The sequence below is a fragment of the Methylobacterium brachiatum genome, assembly GCF_020523825.1.
GTDB lineage: Bacteria > Pseudomonadota > Alphaproteobacteria > Rhizobiales > Beijerinckiaceae > Methylobacterium > Methylobacterium brachiatum.
The window spans coordinates 661,446-677,442 of sequence record NZ_JAJALK010000002.1 but is presented as its reverse complement, the minus strand read 5'-3'; the positions used below and the strand labels follow the sequence as shown (position 1 = coordinate 677,442).

At 70.2% G+C, this 15,997-nt stretch carries 16 protein-coding genes; 4 read left to right on the top strand and 12 right to left on the bottom strand.

The features are described 5' to 3' along the window. The first annotated feature begins 20 nt into the window (after nucleotides 1–20). The 3 genes from LGR69_RS06865 (at nucleotide 21) to LGR69_RS06855 (ending at nucleotide 3,527) form a co-directional block, all read left to right on the top strand. Complete coding sequence (locus tag LGR69_RS06865; RefSeq protein WP_230365551.1) at nucleotides 21–1,442, top strand: M20 family metallopeptidase; 1,422 nt, start codon at nucleotides 21–23, stop codon at nucleotides 1,440–1,442. Nucleotides 1,443–1,445: 3 nt separating this feature from the next. Next, complete coding sequence (locus LGR69_RS06860; RefSeq protein ID WP_091863572.1) at nucleotides 1,446–3,050, top strand: ABC transporter ATP-binding protein; 1,605 nt, start codon at nucleotides 1,446–1,448, stop codon at nucleotides 3,048–3,050. Nucleotides 3,051–3,260: 210 nt separating this feature from the next. Then, nucleotides 3,261–3,527, top strand: coding sequence for a hypothetical protein (locus tag LGR69_RS06855; protein ID WP_091863571.1), 267 nt, complete (start codon nucleotides 3,261–3,263; stop codon nucleotides 3,525–3,527). Between the two features lie 40 nt (nucleotides 3,528–3,567). Here LGR69_RS06855 and LGR69_RS06850 read toward each other — a convergent pair whose 3' ends face one another. Together LGR69_RS06850 and LGR69_RS06845 are read right to left on the bottom strand one after the other, a co-directional pair. Continuing rightward, entirely contained in the window at nucleotides 3,568–4,017 is a 450-nt protein-coding gene (locus tag LGR69_RS06850; RefSeq protein ID WP_230365550.1) for a Ros/MucR family transcriptional regulator, read from the bottom strand. Nucleotides 4,018–4,268: 251 nt separating this feature from the next. Beyond that, entirely contained in the window at nucleotides 4,269–5,351 is a 1,083-nt protein-coding gene (locus tag LGR69_RS06845; protein ID WP_370881377.1) for a YeiH family protein, read from the bottom strand. 146 nt (nucleotides 5,352–5,497) lie between these two features. On the opposite strand from LGR69_RS06845, the gene LGR69_RS06840 reads away from it, so the two are divergent. Next, nucleotides 5,498–5,740 (top strand): hypothetical protein, encoded by a 243-nt coding sequence (locus LGR69_RS06840; protein ID WP_007565213.1) that lies wholly within the window; start codon nucleotides 5,498–5,500, stop codon nucleotides 5,738–5,740. Nucleotides 5,741–5,754: 14 nt separating this feature from the next. Here LGR69_RS06840 and sorB read toward each other — a convergent pair whose 3' ends face one another. The 10 genes from sorB to LGR69_RS06790 all read right to left on the bottom strand — a co-directional run bounded on the left by sorB (nucleotide 5,755) and on the right by LGR69_RS06790 (nucleotide 15,855). Beyond that, nucleotides 5,755–6,081: a SorB family sulfite dehydrogenase c-type cytochrome subunit gene (sorB, locus tag LGR69_RS06835; protein WP_007565216.1), complete on the bottom strand. Its 327-nt coding sequence runs from the start codon at nucleotides 6,079–6,081 to the stop codon at nucleotides 5,755–5,757. A gap of 11 nt (nucleotides 6,082–6,092) precedes the next feature. Then, nucleotides 6,093–7,295 (bottom strand): SorA family sulfite dehydrogenase catalytic subunit, encoded by a 1,203-nt coding sequence (gene sorA, locus LGR69_RS06830; RefSeq protein WP_007565218.1) that lies wholly within the window; start codon nucleotides 7,293–7,295, stop codon nucleotides 6,093–6,095. A 168-nt stretch (nucleotides 7,296–7,463) separates the two neighbouring features. Continuing rightward, entirely contained in the window at nucleotides 7,464–8,456 is a 993-nt protein-coding gene (locus tag LGR69_RS06825; protein WP_007565220.1) for an Ldh family oxidoreductase, read from the bottom strand. Nucleotides 8,457–8,510: 54 nt separating this feature from the next. Continuing rightward, nucleotides 8,511–9,431: an ABC transporter permease gene (locus LGR69_RS06820; RefSeq protein WP_007565222.1), complete on the bottom strand. Its 921-nt coding sequence runs from the start codon at nucleotides 9,429–9,431 to the stop codon at nucleotides 8,511–8,513. After that, a complete protein-coding gene (locus LGR69_RS06815; RefSeq protein ID WP_007565223.1) occupies nucleotides 9,424–10,194 on the bottom strand; it encodes an ABC transporter ATP-binding protein in 771 nt (256 codons plus the stop codon). The genes LGR69_RS06820 and LGR69_RS06815 overlap by 8 nt, the downstream gene beginning before the upstream one ends. Before the next feature lie 300 nt (nucleotides 10,195–10,494). After that, nucleotides 10,495–11,634: an amidohydrolase/deacetylase family metallohydrolase gene (locus tag LGR69_RS06810; RefSeq protein WP_230365549.1), complete on the bottom strand. Its 1,140-nt coding sequence runs from the start codon at nucleotides 11,632–11,634 to the stop codon at nucleotides 10,495–10,497. 37 nt (nucleotides 11,635–11,671) lie between these two features. Then, nucleotides 11,672–12,676, bottom strand: a complete 1,005-nt coding sequence (locus tag LGR69_RS06805) for an ABC transporter ATP-binding protein (protein ID WP_230365548.1) — start codon at nucleotides 12,674–12,676, stop codon at nucleotides 11,672–11,674. Nucleotides 12,677–12,947: 271 nt separating this feature from the next. Continuing rightward, entirely contained in the window at nucleotides 12,948–13,961 is a 1,014-nt protein-coding gene (locus LGR69_RS06800) for an ABC transporter ATP-binding protein (RefSeq protein ID WP_230365547.1), read from the bottom strand. Further along, nucleotides 13,958–14,917 (bottom strand): ABC transporter permease, encoded by a 960-nt coding sequence (locus LGR69_RS06795; protein ID WP_370881378.1) that lies wholly within the window; start codon nucleotides 14,915–14,917, stop codon nucleotides 13,958–13,960. The genes LGR69_RS06800 and LGR69_RS06795 overlap by 4 nt, the downstream gene beginning before the upstream one ends. Continuing rightward, entirely contained in the window at nucleotides 14,914–15,855 is a 942-nt protein-coding gene (locus tag LGR69_RS06790; protein ID WP_230365546.1) for an ABC transporter permease, read from the bottom strand. Before LGR69_RS06790 ends, LGR69_RS06795 begins: the two co-directional genes overlap by 4 nt. Nucleotides 15,856–15,997 lie beyond the last annotated feature (142 nt).

Sequence of the window (15,997 nt, the reverse complement as noted above, 5' to 3'; positions counted from 1 at the left end):
TGTTTCACGGGAAACACACCATGACGCGAGACGTCGCCATCGCGCGCGCCACCGAGACCTTCGATTCGGGCGCGTTCCTCGCGCTCCTGCGGGAGGCGGTCGCCTACCCCACGGAGAGCCAGGCGCCCGGCCAGGAAGCGGCCCTGCACGCCTATCTCGACAGCTACATCACCCCGTTGGTGACGCGCCTCGGCTTCGCCGTTCCGAAGAAATTCGACAATCCGGACGGGGTGCACGGCCCGTTCCTGATCGCCGAGCGGCACGAGGGGCCGGATCTGCCGACCGTGCTGATCTACGGCCACGGCGACACGGTGCGGGGCTATCCCGAGCAGTGGCGCGAGGGGCTCGGCCCCTGGGAGATCGTGGTCGAGGGCGACCGCTGGTACGGGCGCGGCACCGCCGACAACAAGGGCCAGCACATCATCAACCTCGCGGCCCTGGAGCAGGTGATCGCGGCGCGCGACGGCCGCCTCGGCTTCAACGTGAAGCTGCTGATCGAGATGGGCGAGGAATCCGGCTCGCCGGGCCTGCGCCCGTTCTGCCGCGCACAGGCCGAAGCCCTGCGCTCCGACGTGCTGATCGCCTCGGACGGGCCGCGGCTCAGCGCCGAGCGGCCGACCCTGTTCCTGGGCTCCCGGGGCGCCTACAATTTCGAGCTCAGCCTCAACCTGCGCGAGGGCCCGCACCATTCCGGCAATTGGGGCGGCCTGCTGCGCAATCCCGGCACCGTCCTTGCGTCGGCGATCGCGTCCATGGTCGATGCCCGCGGCAGCATCCGGGTCGACGCCCTGCGGCCGCCGCCGATCCCCGAGGGCGTGCGCGCCGCGCTCCGCGACATCCGGGTCGGCGAGGATCCGACCGCACCGACGATCGATGCCGATTGGGGCGAGCCCGGGCTGACCCCGGCCGAGCGGGTCTTCGCCTGGAACACCCTGGAGGTCCTCGCCTTCAAGACCGGCGATCCCGACGGGCCGCTCAACGCCGTGCCGCCCCACGCCAAGGCGACCCTGCAGCTGCGCTTCGTCGTCGGCACCGACTGGGAGAACCTGATCGCGAATATCCGCGCCCATCTCGACGCCAACGGCTTCCCGATGATCGAGGTCAAGCCGGCCCGGGCCTCGGAGGTGTTCCACGCGACGCGGCTGCCCGTGGAGGACCCGTGGGTCGACTGGGCGCTCGAATCGATGACGGCGAGCGCGGGCAAGAAGCCGGCCCTGCTGCCCAATCTCGGCGGCTCGCTGCCGAACGACGCCTTCTCGGAGATCCTGGGCCTGCCGACCCTGTGGGTCCCGCATTCCTACCCGGCCTGCCGCCAGCACGGGCCGGACGAGCACATGCTCGCCTCCAGCACCCGCGAGGGTCTGGCGATCATGGCCGGGCTGTTCTGGGATCTCGGCGAGGCCGGTCCGGACATCCTGCGTCGCCGTCAAGCGAGGGTTTGACCAATGAGCGAGCCGGTCGTCCGCATCCGTGACCTGACGATCGCGCTCCCCAAGGGCGCCGACCGTCCCTACGCCGTCGAGGGCCTGAACCTCGACCTCGAGCCCGGCAAGATCCTCTGCGTGGTCGGGGAATCGGGCTCGGGCAAGTCGATGAGCGCCTACGCGCTGACCGGCCTCCTGCCCCGGGCGCTGAAACCCGAATCCGGCTCGATCCTGTTCGAGGGACGGAACCTGCTGACGCTGGACGAGCCGGCGTGGCGCGCCCTGCGCGGCCGGCGCATCGCCATGGTGTTCCAGGAGCCGATGACCGCGCTCAATCCGGTGATGCGCGTCGGCGACCAGATCGCCGAGATGTTCGAGGCGCATAACCTGCTCACCCGGGCCGAGCGGCGGGCCCGGGCGGTGGCGCTCGCCACCGAGGTCGGCCTGCCCAATCCCGAGGAGGCGGTGCGGGCCTATCCGCACCAGCTCTCCGGCGGCCAGCGGCAGCGGGCGATGATCGCCATGGCGCTGGCCCTGGAGCCGTCGGTGCTTGTCGCCGACGAGCCGACCACCGCCCTCGACGTCACCACCCAGGCCCAGATCCTGAAGCTGATCCGCGACCTGCAGCGCAAGCGCGGGATGAGCGTCCTGTTCATCACCCACGATTTCGGCGTGGTCGCCGAGATCGCCGACCATGTGGCGGTGCTCCAGCGCGGCCGGCTGGTGGAATCGGGCAGCGCCGAGGCGGTCTTGCGCGATCCGCAGGCGCCCTACACCCGGGCGCTCCTCGCCGCGGTGCCGAGCCTGACCCCGCCGGTCCGGCCCAGCGTGCAGGCGGCCCCCGTGGCCCTGTCGGTGGTCGGGCTGTCCAAGACCTACACGACCAAGGCGGGCCTGTTCGGCAAGCCCCGGGTGGTGGCGGCCGTGAAGGAGGTCGGCTTCGACGTGCGGCGCGGCGAGACCCTCGGGCTCGTGGGCGAATCGGGCTCCGGCAAGTCGACCACGGCGCGGCTGGCGATCCGGCTGATCGAGCCCGATGGCGGCACCGTCCGGCTCGGCAGCCTCGACTACACGGCCCTCAGGACCGCGGACCTGCGCGCCCAGCGCAGCCGCATCCAGATGATCTTCCAGGACCCGTTCGCGTCCCTGAACCCCCGGCGTACCGTCGAGCAGATCATCATCGCCGGCCCGATCGCCCATGGGGTGCCGGTCGCGGAGGCGCGGGAGCGCGCCCGGAGCCTCCTCGATCTGGTCGGGCTCGATCCCAAGGCGGCCGCCCGCTACCCGAACGCGTTCTCGGGCGGCCAGCGCCAGCGCATCGGCATCGCCCGGGCGCTCGCCATGGAGCCGGACGTGCTGGTGGCCGACGAGGCGGTCTCCGCCCTCGACGTCTCGGTCCAGCGCCAGGTGCTGGACCTGCTGGAGGATTTGAAGCAGCGGCTCTCGCTGGCGATGCTGTTCATCACCCACGACCTGCGGGTGGCGGCCACGATCTGCGACCGCATCGCCGTGATGCATCGCGGCGCCATCGTGGAGATGCGCACCACCGCCGACCTGTTCGCCGCCCCGGAGCACGCCTACACGCGCAGCCTGCTGGCGGCCGTCCCGGGCGCCCGCGCGTCGTAGCGGGCGGCTGAGACGTCCTGGCCCCTCTCTGAGACGCCGGGGGCCGCCATTGGACACACAGACAAGTTTTTTGGACGGACTCGGACTGTCCCGCTTCGGGCCATCCGGTAAAATGCCGGCATTGTCGAGGGCAGAGCGCCCCGGCGGATCTACGGCCGACCGCAACGTCCGTCCCCGCTCGAACCTCGAACGCGGACGGGGACTCTTGACGTGTCGTTCTCAGCCAAGCCCGATGATCCTCAGCCCTCGCGCAGGCGGTCCCTGCCGGACGGGCAGCCGTCCCGGCGCCAAGGATCGGCGCACCGGGCGGGCCGCAGGGCCAACACCGGCAACCGCCGCGCGGGCAAGCCGGAGGCGGTCGCCGAGATCGTCGGCGCTCGGATCATCTACCTGAGCTGGGCCCAGACCTTCGGACGTCCGCCCCGGGCGCGGTTGCCCGGGATGATCGCGCGCATCCTGCCGTTCCGCCAGCGGTAACCGGCGATCGGAGGAAGCCGCTGATCGGCGGAGGCGCCGGTCAGCCTTTGGTGCCCGTCCTGCGCTGATCGGCGCGGGCACCCGGAACGCCGAGGCCGATCGCCTTGGCGAGGGCGGAGCGCTGCGCGGCATAGCCTGGCGCGGTCATCGGATAATCCGCCGGCAGGCCGTAGCGCTCGCGGTAGCGCTCGGGCGTCAGGCCGTGGGCCGTCAGGTGGCGCTTCAGCGTCTTGTACGACCGGCCGTCGATGAAGCTGATGATGCCGTCCTGCTGGACCGACTTGCGGATCTGGGCCGCGGTCGGCGGCTCGATCACGGGCTCGACCTCCACGGGCGGCTTGCCGTCGAGATTGACCAGTGCGCCGTGAACGCTGGCGATCAGCTCGGGCAGTGCGGTCGGCGGGACGGGATTGTTCGAGACATAGGCGGCGACGATGTCGCCGACCAAGACGGCCAGTTCGGCGCTGCTCTCGGGGATCACTTCGGGCACTGCGCAAGTTCCAGTCTAAGATTTCGTTCGTGACACCACGGTTCCAAAGCAAAAACCGTCGCAGTGTCAAGATGCTTTGTTCAGCCGATCCCGATTCGCGGCAGCATTTTAATGCAGACTCTAAGGAAAACACGTTTCCGACAGAGTGTTTTCACTGCGTCCGCCCCACGATTTGCTGGGCCTGTCCGGATCAGATCTGCAGAAAATCCGAAATACGAAACTCAGAACGCAGTATGCTTCTGTCCACGGTCTCAACCGATCCCGAGTCCACGGATGAGACCGAGGCTGACCGCGACCAGGACGGCCAGCGAGGCGGTCACCGCCAGAGTGACCCGGCCCCCGACCCGGGCGAGGACGCGCACGTCAACCCCGAGACCCAGGGCCGCCATGGACAGGACCGTGAGCACGCCCGCGAGCTGTGTCAGCGGCTTGACCGCCGCATCCGGGATCAGCCCGAGGGAGCGGGCGGTGGCGAGCGCCAGGAAGCCCAGGATGAACCAGGGCACCAGCTTGGTCAGGCCGGGACGGGGCTTCGGGCCGGTCGCTTCGAGCCCGGCCTCCTGGGGCAGGCGCGGGGCGATCAGCGAGAACGCCACCACCACCGGCCCGAGCATCAGCACGCGCACGAGCTTGACCAGGGTGCCGACCTGCGTGGCGAGCAGGCTCACCGGCACGGTCGCGGCCAGGACCTGCGGCACCGCGTAGACGGTGAGCCCGGCCAGCACGCCGTACTGGTTGTCGCTCAAGCCGGCGAGCGGCACGAACAAGGGCAGCCCGAGCACCATCAGCACGCCGAGCACCGCGGTGAACGCGATGGCCGCCGCGATGTCCTTGGGCTGGGCCCCGATCACCGGCGCCACCGCGGCGATGGCCGAGTTGCCGCAGATCGCGTTGCCGCAGGCCACCAGGATCGCCATCCGGGGCGGCAGGCCGAGGGCCCGGCAGATCGCGACGCTGGCGCCGATGCCGATCACCACGGTGCCGACGATGCCGGCGAGCAGGGCCGGTCCGGAGGCCAGGATCGCCCCGAGACTGAGGGAGGCGCCGAGCAGGACGACCGCGACCTCGAGGAGTTGCTTGGCCGAGAACGCGATGCCGGTGCGGAACCGGGCATCCGGGGTCCAGGCGGTGCGCACGGCGATGCCGATCAGGATCGCCAGCACCAGCGCCTCGACATAGGGGTGGCCGGCGATGCGCTCCTCGAGCGCCTGCGCGGCCATGGCGACGGCGGTGATCGCCGCGCACAGGCCGAGGCCCGGCAGTACGGAGGCACCGGTTCCGTCCCGCACGGCCGCGCCGGTTTCGCCCGTCCGGGACGAGGTTTTTGAGCTCACGCCGGTCGCTCCGTGGTCGACATCCGAGCAAAGGGAAGAAAACGTTTGCCGTGAACGCGCAAGAGAGAAGGACACTCTACGGCGCGAGAAAACTTCGGAAGACGCGTCCATTGCGGCGCGAGGGTCAGAGCGCGACATTCACCCCCATGCGCACCACCCCGAACACCCGGTCGACGACGATGGCGTTCGACCCCTTTGGCGAGCCCGTCGCCGAAGGCGTGGCGAACGCTTGCCCGACCGCGTCCGGCGACCGGACCGCCCGTCGGGTCGGCGGCGCCGTGTTCTGGACGCTCGCGCTGGCGATCCTGGCCGGGCGCGTCTACGCCTACGACATGCCGGCGGTGGAAAGCGTCGCCTCCTACGCCGCGCAGGTCGTCGCCCTGCGCTGAGGCGCGGCCGTCACTCAATACGTATCGGCCAGATAAGCCGCGATCGCGCGGCCATCCGCCTCGTCGATCGGGGCGTGATAGACCCTGATCATCTTGGTCACCTCCGCATCCCAGAACGCCTTGCCGCGGCCCGGCGGCTGCGTGGCGATGTAATCGACCGAGTGGCAGGTCTGGCAATTGGCCTGCGCCGCCGCGAAGCCCCGGCCCTGGCTGCCCCCCTCCCCGTCCCGGGGCGCCTTCAGCGCCGCGGTCGGATCCGGCACGGAGTAGCTTCGCGGTGCCGACAGGGCAGTGCCCGCGATCAGACCGGCGGCCAGCGATCCGACAAGAAGCGCGCGCATCCCGTTCCCTTTCACGCCACCCGGACCCGGGTGGTCTCGACCCCGTTGCGCATGTAGCCGGACGGGTTCCAGCGCGACTCCATCGGCTGCGTGCTGCCGTCATTGGCGGTGGCCCGGACCCGGATCGCGTGCGGCCCCGGATTCAGATCGAGATCGAGCGACCAGGGACGGAACGCGTAGGGGCCGAGATCCTGCCCCAGGGCCGCCGGCATCCAGCTCCGGCCATCGTCGGTGGAGACCGCGACGGCCTTGATGCCGGAGCCGCCGTCGAACGCGATCCCGCGCAGATGCGTCCTGCCGGCCCGGATGTCCGCGCCGTCGACGAGGTTGGTCAGGAACGACCGCACATTGAGGCGCCCGATCGGCACCGTGGCGGCGGCGGCCTGGCCGGGCTCCGTGCAGGCGCACGCATTGTCCGGGATGCGGTAGGCGCTCTTCATGAAGAAGCCGTCGAAGGGCGTGTCGCGGACCGTGATCGCGTTCAGGTGCTTGACCCAGTAGGTGCCGTAGAAGCCCGGCACCACGAGGCGCAGCGGAAAGCCGTTGAGCCAGGGGAGGTCTTCGCCGTTCATGGCCCAGGCCAGCATCACCTGCCCGTCGCGGGCATGGTCGAGGCCGAGCGCCTTCACGAAATCCGGGGTCTCGGGCAGGACCGGGCCGTCCATCCCGTCGAACGTCACCTGCACGGCGCCGGCCTTCACGCCGGCCCGGTCGAGCACGCTCTTCAGCGGTACGCCGGTCCAGCGGGCGCAGCCCATGGCGCCGTTGCCCAGCTGGCCGCCGGCCATGCGCGGCTCGAAGAAGCCGCGGGAATTGCCCGAGCACTGGTTCACGGCCACGATCTCGGTCCGCCCGGGCAGGGCCTTGATCTCGGCCAGCGACAGCGAGACCGGGTGCTCGACATGGCCCGTCACCCCGAGCCGGAACGTGTCCGGATCGATCTCCAGCGGGATGTCGGCCAGGTGGTAGCGCACGAAGAACGCGTCGTTGGGGGTGATCGCCCCCGCGTCGAACACCGCGAACGGCGTCTCGAGCTGGGGCGGCCGGGCCGTATTCTGGAGAAGCGGGCGCTTGCCCGGATAGGCGACCAGCGGCCGTGTGCCGTTGCCGAAGGGAAGCGTGACCTCCTCGGCCCGGGCCTGCACCGGTGCCGCCACGGCCGCGAGCGCGCCGAGACCGCCCTGCAGAACCCGGCGCCTGTCGAGATCAGCCATCGTCGCGTCCTTCTTCCACCACCCTGGGAAACCGAACGATCTGCGCGCGGACGCTCCTCGATCCGGCAATCCCGGGGCGGCCCTACCGTGGGGGTGTATCAGAATTTCGTCCGGCCGAACCGGCCTCTCCCGAGGCATTCGTGTTTCACGGGAAACATTGCGCCGCTTTCAGCCCAGCGCCGCGATCTCGGCCGCGAGGGCGTCGGGGACCGTCAGCCCGTCGCGCGCGGCGCGGCTGCGCAGATCGAGGCGTCGGCTCCCCGGCAGCCGGGCGCCGTCCTGATCCTCGATCGCTCCGGCCAGGACGGCGAAGCGCTCCGGCGCGTCGGAGCTCAAGGCCGTGGCGTCGATCGCCAGGATCAGTTGCCCGGTTCCGGGCGGGTCGCCCGCCGCGTCGAGGAACGAGCTGGCCTCCGCTGCGAAGCGCCCCCCGGTGAGTCCGGCAGCGAGCAGCTCCACCATCAGGGCGAGGGCCGCGCCCTTGGCGTCGCCGAGCGATACCATCGTGCCGTCGAGGGCGGCGGCGGGATCGGTGGTCGGACGGCCCTCGGCATCGAGCGCCCAGCCCTCCGGGATCGCCTCCCCGCGCTGCTTGGCGCCCACGATGGCGGCCCGGGCGACCTTCGACAGAGCCAGGTCGATCACGATCGGCGCGCGACCGGGCAACGGGCAGGCGAAGGCCAGCGGGTTGGTGCCGAACACCGCGCGGTTGCCGCCCCAGGGCGCCATAGCGGCCGGCGTGTTGGCGAACAGGATCGCGAGACATCCGGCCTCGGCCAGGGCCTCGACCGGCCGGCCGGCGGCGCCGCAATGATGCGAGCGCCGGATCCCGGCCGCCGCGATCCCCTGCCGGCGTGCCAGTTCGGGCAGCTCGGCCAGCGCCGCGTCGAGGGCCGGATAGGCGAAGCCGTGTCCGGCATCGATCGCCAGGAGCCCCGGCCGCGGGTGGGTGACGCTGACCGCGGCATCGCCCACGACCTTGCCGGTCCGCAGCTGCGCGGCGTAGCTCGGCACCCGCGACAGGCCGTGCCCCTTCAGGCCGTCCGCCTCGGCGGCCACCAGGGCCCGGGCGGTGCTGTCGGCCGCAGCCGCCGAGGCGCCACAGCGGCGGAAGGCGCCGGCCGCGAGGGCGTGCGCCTCCGCGAGGGACAGGATCGGCATGGTCAGGACTCCGGATGGCTGCGCGACATCACCCGACGCCATGCCGGACTTCGGTCAGGCCTGCATACCCCAACGCTGGATGGTCCGCCGCTCGATCGTCTGGAAGATCAGGTTCTCCACCACGAGACCGATCAGGATCACGGTGAGCAGCCCGGCGAACACGTTCGGGATGTCGAGCATGTTCTTGTTCTCGAAGATGAACCAGCCGAGCCCGCCCGCCCCGGACGAGACGCCGAACACGAGCTCGGCCGCGATCAGGGTGCGCCAGGCGAAGGCCCAGCCGACCTTCAATCCGGTGAGGATCGACGGGAAGGCCGCCGGGATCAGAATCTTGCCGATCAGCCGCGGTCCCGACAGCCCGTAATTGCGCCCGACCATCCGGAGCGTCCGGCTCACCGACAGGAAGCCGGAATGGGTGTTGAGCGCGATCGCCCAGGTCACCGAGTGGACCAGGACGAAGATCAGGCTGCCATTGCCCAGACCGAACCAGATCAGCGCCAGCGGCAGCAGCGCGATGGCCGGCAGGGGATTGAACATCGAGGTCAGGGTCTCGAGGAAATCGGTCCCGATCCGAGACGCGATGGCGATGCCGGTGAGCAGGGTCGCCAGCACGATGCCGGCGGCGTAGCCCATCAGCAGCACCTTCAGCGAGCTCCAGGCCCGGGCCGGCAACGTGCCGTCGGCGACCGCCCGGAAGAACGCCTCCATGGTCGCCGAGAAGGTCGGGAACAGCAGGTCGTTGTCGAGGTAGCGCCCGTAGGCCTCCCAGATCCCCGCCAGCAGGACCAGGATCAGGATCTTGCGCAGCCACGCCTGGTTGTAGAGCCGCTCGAAAGCCGAGAGCGGCTTCTCCACCACCGGGGCGCCGTGGGCGTGGCCGGTCTCCCGCACGATCTCGGGGCGGACCGGCTCCGCGGCGGCCGGCCGCGGCGGCACGGCCGTCGGAGCCTCGCTCAGAAGGGGCGCGCTAGACATTCTCGGCCTCCTGGATCTCCTCGGAGAACAGCATCTGCTGGATGCGGTTCTCGAGCCGCAGCGCCGCCTCCGGAGTGGCGGCGCTGTTGAGCTCGGCCTTGACCTCGCCGGGATGGGGCGAGAGCAGCAGGATGCGCGAGCCGACCTTGATCGCCTCGGGGATCGAGTGCGTCACGAACAGGACCGTGAAGCGTGTCTCCTCCCAGAGCATCAGCAGTTCGTCCTGCATGCGCCGCCGGGTGAGCGCGTCGAGCGCCGCGAACGGCTCGTCCATCAGCAGGATGTCGGGCTCCATCGCCATGCCGCGGGCGATGGCGACGCGCTGCTTCATCCCGCCCGACAGGGTGTGCGGGTAGCTGTCGGCGAACTTCGTGAGGTTGACCTTGTCGATGTAGAGGTTGGCCCGCTCCAGCGCCTGGCGGCCTTTCAGCCGGCCCGAGGCTTCGAGGGCGAAGACCACGTTCTGCCGGACCGTCTTCCACGGCAGGAGCTGGTCGAATTCCTGGAACACCATCATCCGGTCGGGCCCGGGCTCGGTCACCGGGCGGCCTTTCAGCCGGATCTCCCCCTCGGTGGGGGCCATGTAGCCGCCGACCGCCTTGAGCAGGGTCGACTTTCCGCAGCCGGACGGCCCGAGCAGGACGAACCGGTCTCCGGGCCAGACCTTGAAGCTCACCCGGTAGGTGGCCGTGACGAGGTGCTCGGGCGTCTTGTAGCGGAGCGTGACGCCGTCGACCTCCAGCAGAGGCTGACCCGTACCCATCCATCCTCCCTGGCGCCGCAGCTTGAGCCGCGTGTCGCTGATGGCCCGGAGATGGTCCGGGCCTCACGGGAAAGTGTAGGGTCGGCGAGGAGAGGCTGTAAAGCGGCGTATTCTTGATAAACCAGGATTGCTGTCCGGATCAGCCCGATTGTTTCGTCTATCCCGGTCTGCCGCTCAGGGTCGGGAATATCTGACAGAGCCGTTCCCGGCGGGCAGCCGAAGGAGCGTCTTTCGTGCATCTCCCGGCCGAAGCGCCCGTTCGATGGTCCCGCACCGTCATGGCGAGCGTGCCTCCCCATCTTAGACCGGGTGCCACCACCGACCCCGCAGCACCACGCCCTCGGAAAAGATCCGCTGGGCGCCGGTCATGTGCTCGCCCCTTGTGTCCATGTAGTCGAACGCGCCGTCCCGGACCGACAGCACGGTGGCGTCGCCGAGCGCGCCGACTTTCAGAGTGCCGTATTCCATCCGCTTGAGCGCCACGGCGGCGTTGACCGTGGAGGCGGCGATGACGTCGTGCAGGCTCATGCCGAGGCAGAGCATCTTCGACATGGTGGTGACCTGGTCGAAGGCGGGGCCGTCGATGCAGAGCTGGTGCACGTCGGACGAGATCGTGTCCGGCAGGAAGCCGCCGGCCAGCATGGCCCGGGCGGTCTTGAACGCGAACGAGCCCTTGCCGTGGCCAATATCGAACAGCACGCCCCGGGCCCGGGCGTCGCGGAGCGCCGGCTTGACCGCGCCCTGCGCGGTCACGGGGGAATTCGGGAACGGCCGGAAGGCGTGGGTCAGCACGTCGCCGGGGCGCAGCATGGCCAGCACCTCCTCGTAGCTCGGCGGCGGCTCGTCGATATGGGCCATCAGCGGCAGGCCGGTCTCTTCCGCGACCTGGAGGGCGATGTTGAGCGGCGCGGTGCCCTGGTCCCCGGAGGAGTTGCGCCCGACCCGGACCTTGATGCCGACGATCACGTCGCGGTTGGCCTCGGCCACCTCCACCGCCTCGCGGGGCGCCATGAGCTGCGGGTCCCTGCTCTCGCCGACCATGATCGTCTTGGAGAAGGCGAAGATGCCGGCGAACGACACGTGAAGGTAGGCGAGGATCCGCGCCTCCGAGCGGTCGATCACGTGCTTGCGGAAGCCGGCGAAATTGCCCGGCCCGGCGCTGCCGGTATCGACCGAGGTGGTCACCCCGGAGGTGCGGCAGAATTCGTCGGCATCGATCCCGATCGAGGTGCCGCCCCAGTAGACATGGGTGTGCAGGTCGATCAGCCCCGGGGTGACGATGGCGCCCGCCATGTCGCGGACCTGCGTGGCGGGTCCGGCCGGCAGGTCGCGGCCGAAGCCCGAGACGCGGCCCTCCGCGAAGGCGACGTCGCAGACGCCGTCATGGTTCTGCGACGGGTCGATCACCCGCGCGCCCTTCAGGATGAGGTCGTGATGCACGGTTGTCTCCAAAAGCCGTCTGCAGGGATCCGATCCGTCAGGCCGCCTGGGCCGGCACGGCCGCGTCGTTGAGGTGGCAGGCGGCGAGGTGGCCGGCGCCCACGGGATCCAGGGTCGGCTCCTCGACCCGGCAGCGGTCGAAGGCCTGCGGGCAGCGGGTGTGGAAGCGGCAGCCGCTGGGCGGGTTGATCGGGCTCGGGACGTCGCCCTTGAGCACGATGCGCGTGCGCCCGGCCCCGGGCTCCGGGATCGGCACCGCCGAGAGCAGCGCCTGCGTGTAGGGGTGCTTCGGGGCCAGGAACAGCTCCCGGCGCGGGCCGATCTCGACGATCTTGCCGAGATACATCACGGCCACCCGGTGGGTCATGTGCTCGACGATGGCGAGGTCGTGCGAGATGAACAGCATGGCGAGGTCGAGCTCGCGCTGCAGGTCGCGCAGCAGGTTGACGATCTGGGCCTTCACCGAGACGTCGAGCGCCGAGACCGCCTCGTCGCAGATGATCAGGTCCGGCTCGGCGGCGAGCGCCCGGGCGATGCCGATGCGCTGGCGCTGGCCGCCGGAGAATTCGTGGGGCCAGCGCCCCAGGGCCTCCCGCGGCAGGCCGACCCGCTCCATCAGGGCGGCGAGCTTCGTCTCGAGGTCGGCCGAGCCCTGGGCCAGGCCGAAATTGCGGATCGGCTCGGCCAGGATCGCCCGCACCCGCATCCGCGGGTTGAGCGAGGAGAAAGGGTCCTGGAACACCATCTGCATCCGGCGGCGCAGGGGCCGCAGGGTGCCGGCCGAAAGGTCGTCGATGCGCCGGCCCGCCAGCACAACCTGCCCGGCCGTCGGGGTGTAGAGGCGCATCAGCGCCTTGGCGACCGTGGACTTGCCGCAACCGGATTCGCCGACCAGCGAGAGGGTCTCGCCCCGGTCCACCGTGAAGGACAGGCCATCCACCGCCTTCAGCACCCGGGCGGACCGGCCGAACAGGCCGCCGCCGAGGGCGAAGTGCTTTTTCAGGTCGTTGACCTGGAGGAGCGTGCGGGCGGTCGTGGTCACGGGCGGCCTCCCAGGATCGCGTCGACCGTGGCGACCCATTCCCCTCTGCGGGCAGGAAGGCTCTCACCGCGCCTTGTGTCGGCGATGACGTACCCCCTCTCCCGGGCGGGAGAGGGTTGGGGTGAGGGATACGCCCTCTCCGGACAAACCTGTCCCCTCACCCTGTCCCTCTCCCGCACGGGAGAGGGGACCCGCGCCGCATCCGGCATCCCGTGAATTCGACGGCCGCTGCGAAGGCGAAGGGATTCTGCGCCAGCCAAGTCACAAACCATCATGCCGCGAGGGCGTCCTTGGGCGCGTAGTGGCAGGCAGCGAGGTGGGCCGGGGCCTTCGGCTCCAGGGCCGGGGCGTAGGTGCGGCACAGGTCGGTCACGTCCGGGCAGCGGCCGGCGAAGACGCAGCCCTCGATCCGCTGCTTCAGGCTCGGGACCATGCCGGGAATCTCGGCGAGCCGCTCGGTGGCGCCGTGCTCGACCGCACCGAGCTTGGGCACCGCCCCCATCAGCCCGCGGGTGTAGGGGTGGCGCGGCGCCCGGAACAGGTCGCGGACCGGCGCCTCCTCGACCTTCCGGCCAGCATACATCACCACCACCCGGTCGGCGACCTCGGCGACCACGCCGAGATCGTGGGTGATCAGCATGATCGCGGCGCCGACCCGGCGCTTCAGGTCGCGCATCAGGTCGAGGATCTGAGCCTGGATGGTCACGTCGAGCGCCGTGGTCGGCTCGTCCGCGATCAGGAGCTTGGGCGAGCAGGCGAGCGCGATGGCGATCATCACCCGCTGGCGCATGCCGCCCGAGAGCTGATGCGGGTATTCCCGGACCCGGCGCCCGGGTTCGGGGATGCCGACCAGCGTCAGCATCTCCACCGCCCGCGCCTCGGCCTCGCGCCGGCTGAGGCCCTGGTGCAGCCTTAAGGTCTCACCGATCTGGCGGCCGACCGTCAGCACCGGGTTCAGGCTGGTCATCGGTTCCTGGAAGATGACGCTGATGTCGTTGCCGCGGATCTTGCGCATCGCCTTGATGGGCAGGTCGAGGAGGTTTTTTCCTTCGAACCGGATGGCGCCGGCGATGCTGGCCGGCGGCTCGGGCAGGAGCCGCAGGATCGACATCGCGGTCACCGACTTGCCGCAGCCGGATTCGCCGACGATCGCCAGGGTCTCGCCGGCCTGGATCGCGAAGGACACGCCGTCCACCGCCCGGTTGGCTCCGTCGGGGGTTCGGAAATGGACCTGCAGGTTCTCGATGGAGAGGAGGGGTACGCCGTTCACGCCGGGGCTCCTCATGCGTCTTTCGCCATGCGGGGGTCGAGGGCGTCGCGCAGGCCGTCGCCCACGAGGTTCACCGCGAGCACCGTCATGGACAGGAAGATCGCCGGGAACAGGATGATGTAGAACTTGACCTGCCAGAGGGCCCGGCCCTCGGCCATGATGTTGCCCCAGGACGGCGTCGAGGGCGGCACGCCCGCACCGATGAACGACAGGATCGCCTCGGTGATCATCGCGGAGGCGCAGATATAGGTCGCCTGCACGGTCATGGGCGCCAGGGTGTTGGGCAGGATGTGGCGCCAGATGATCGCCGGCATGCGCGTGCCCGTGGTCACGGCGGCCTCGACATAGGGCTGCTCGCGCAGGGACAGCACGACGCCCCGGACCAGCCGGGCGACCCGGGGGATCTCCGCGATGGTGATCGCCACGATCACGTTCTGGACCGAGCCGCGGGTGAGCGCCATCAGGGTGATGGCCAGCAGGATCGGCGGGATCGACATCATGCCGTCGACGATCCGCATGACGATGCCGTCGAGCCAGCGCACCATCCCGGAGATCAGCCCGACCGCGAGCCCTGCCACCGAGGCGAGGAGCGCCACCGAGAAGCCGACCAGCAGCGAGACCCGGGCGCCGTAGACCACCCGCGAGTAGATGTCCCGGCCGAGCATGTCGGTGCCGAACCAGTACTGGGCCGAGGGCACGCGGGTGCGCTTGGCCGGGGCCAGGGCGGTGGGATCGACGGTGCCGAGATAGGGGGCCAGCACCGCCATTAGGAACACGACCAGTAGCAGGATCCCGCCGACCACGATGGTCGGGTTGCGGCGGACATAGGTCCAGACCGGCCCCCGGCGTTTGCGCGCCAGGATCACATCCGGCATCGGCCAAGCGATGGCGATGCCGACGGGGAGCGACATCTTGGGCACGGGCCCCTTGGCGAGGGGCTGACCGGAGAGAGGCGGGACGGTCGCGGTCAATAGCGGATCCTCGGGTCGAGCAAGGTGTAGAACAGGTCGATGGCGAGGTTCACCAGCACGTAGACGAAGCTAAACAGCAGGACGACGCCCTGGATGACGGGGTAATCGCGCCGCAGGATCGCATCGACCGTGAGGCGCCCGAGGCCGGGAATCGCGAAGACCGTCTCGGTGACCACGGCGCCGCCGATCAGCAGGGCGATGCCGATGCCGATCACGGTGACGATCGGCACCGCGGCGTTCTTGAGGGCGTGGATGAACAGCACCGGCCCCTGCGCCAACCCCTTGGCCCGGGCGGTGCGGACGTAATCCTGGCTCAGCACGTCGAGCATAGTCGCCCGCGTCACCCGGGCGATCAGCGCGATGTAGACGAGGCCGAGCGTCACCGCGGGCAGGATCAGGTTCGCGAACCATGGCCACAGGCCCTGCTCGATCGGCGTGTAGCCCTGCACCGGCAGCCAGCCGAGCTCGAGGGCGAACACGTAGGCGAGCACGTAGCCGACCACGAAGACCGGCACCGAGAAGCCCAGCACCGCGAGTCCCATGACCAGCCGGTCGATCAGGCTGCCGGCCTTCCAGGCCGCCACGACGCCGAGCGGCACCGCCACCACGATGGCCAGGATCAGGGTGACCAGCATCAGCGACACGGTCGGCTGCACCCGCTGCCCGATCATCGTGGTGACCGGCAGGTTGGTGAAGATCGAGGTGCCGAGATCCCCGTGGAGGATCTGCCAGGACCATTCGCCGAACCGCACCAGGAACGGCCGGTCGAGGCCGAGCGAGGCGCGGATGCGCGCCACGTCTTCCGGCGTCGCCTGGTCGCCCGCGATGATCGCGGCCGGATCGCCGGGGGCGAAGTAGAGGAGGCTGAAGACGAACAAGCCGACCACCGCCATTACCGGGATGGTGGCCAGGATGCGCCTGCCGATATAGCCGAGCATGGGTCTCCCCTATCTCATCGGTCGCCCGCGCCCCGGGCCGCATCCGGCTGGGGCGCAGGTCCCCTCTCCCGTGCGGGAGAGGGACAGGGTGAGGGGACGGGTTTGTCCGGAGAGGGCGTATCCCTCACCCCAGCCCTCTCCC

Coding starts and splice junctions, on each gene's coding strand:
- LGR69_RS06865 (WP_230365551.1), top strand. CDS start 21: ATGACGCGAGACGTCGCCATCGCGCGCGCCACCGAGACCTTCGATTCG.
- LGR69_RS06860 (WP_091863572.1), top strand. CDS start 1,446: ATGAGCGAGCCGGTCGTCCGCATCCGTGACCTGACGATCGCGCTCCCC.
- LGR69_RS06840 (WP_007565213.1), top strand. CDS start 5,498: ATGCGCACCACCCCGAACACCCGGTCGACGACGATGGCGTTCGACCCC.
- sorB (WP_007565216.1), bottom strand. CDS start 6,081: ATGCGCGCGCTTCTTGTCGGATCGCTGGCCGCCGGTCTGATCGCGGGC.
- sorA (WP_007565218.1), bottom strand. CDS start 7,295: ATGGCTGATCTCGACAGGCGCCGGGTTCTGCAGGGCGGTCTCGGCGCG.
- LGR69_RS06825 (WP_007565220.1), bottom strand. CDS start 8,456: ATGCCGATCCTGTCCCTCGCGGAGGCGCACGCCCTCGCGGCCGGCGCC.
- LGR69_RS06820 (WP_007565222.1), bottom strand. CDS start 9,431: ATGTCTAGCGCGCCCCTTCTGAGCGAGGCTCCGACGGCCGTGCCGCCG.
- LGR69_RS06815 (WP_007565223.1), bottom strand. CDS start 10,194: ATGGGTACGGGTCAGCCTCTGCTGGAGGTCGACGGCGTCACGCTCCGC.
- LGR69_RS06800 (WP_230365547.1), bottom strand. CDS start 13,961: ATGAGGAGCCCCGGCGTGAACGGCGTACCCCTCCTCTCCATCGAGAAC.
- LGR69_RS06790 (WP_230365546.1), bottom strand. CDS start 15,855: ATGCTCGGCTATATCGGCAGGCGCATCCTGGCCACCATCCCGGTAATG.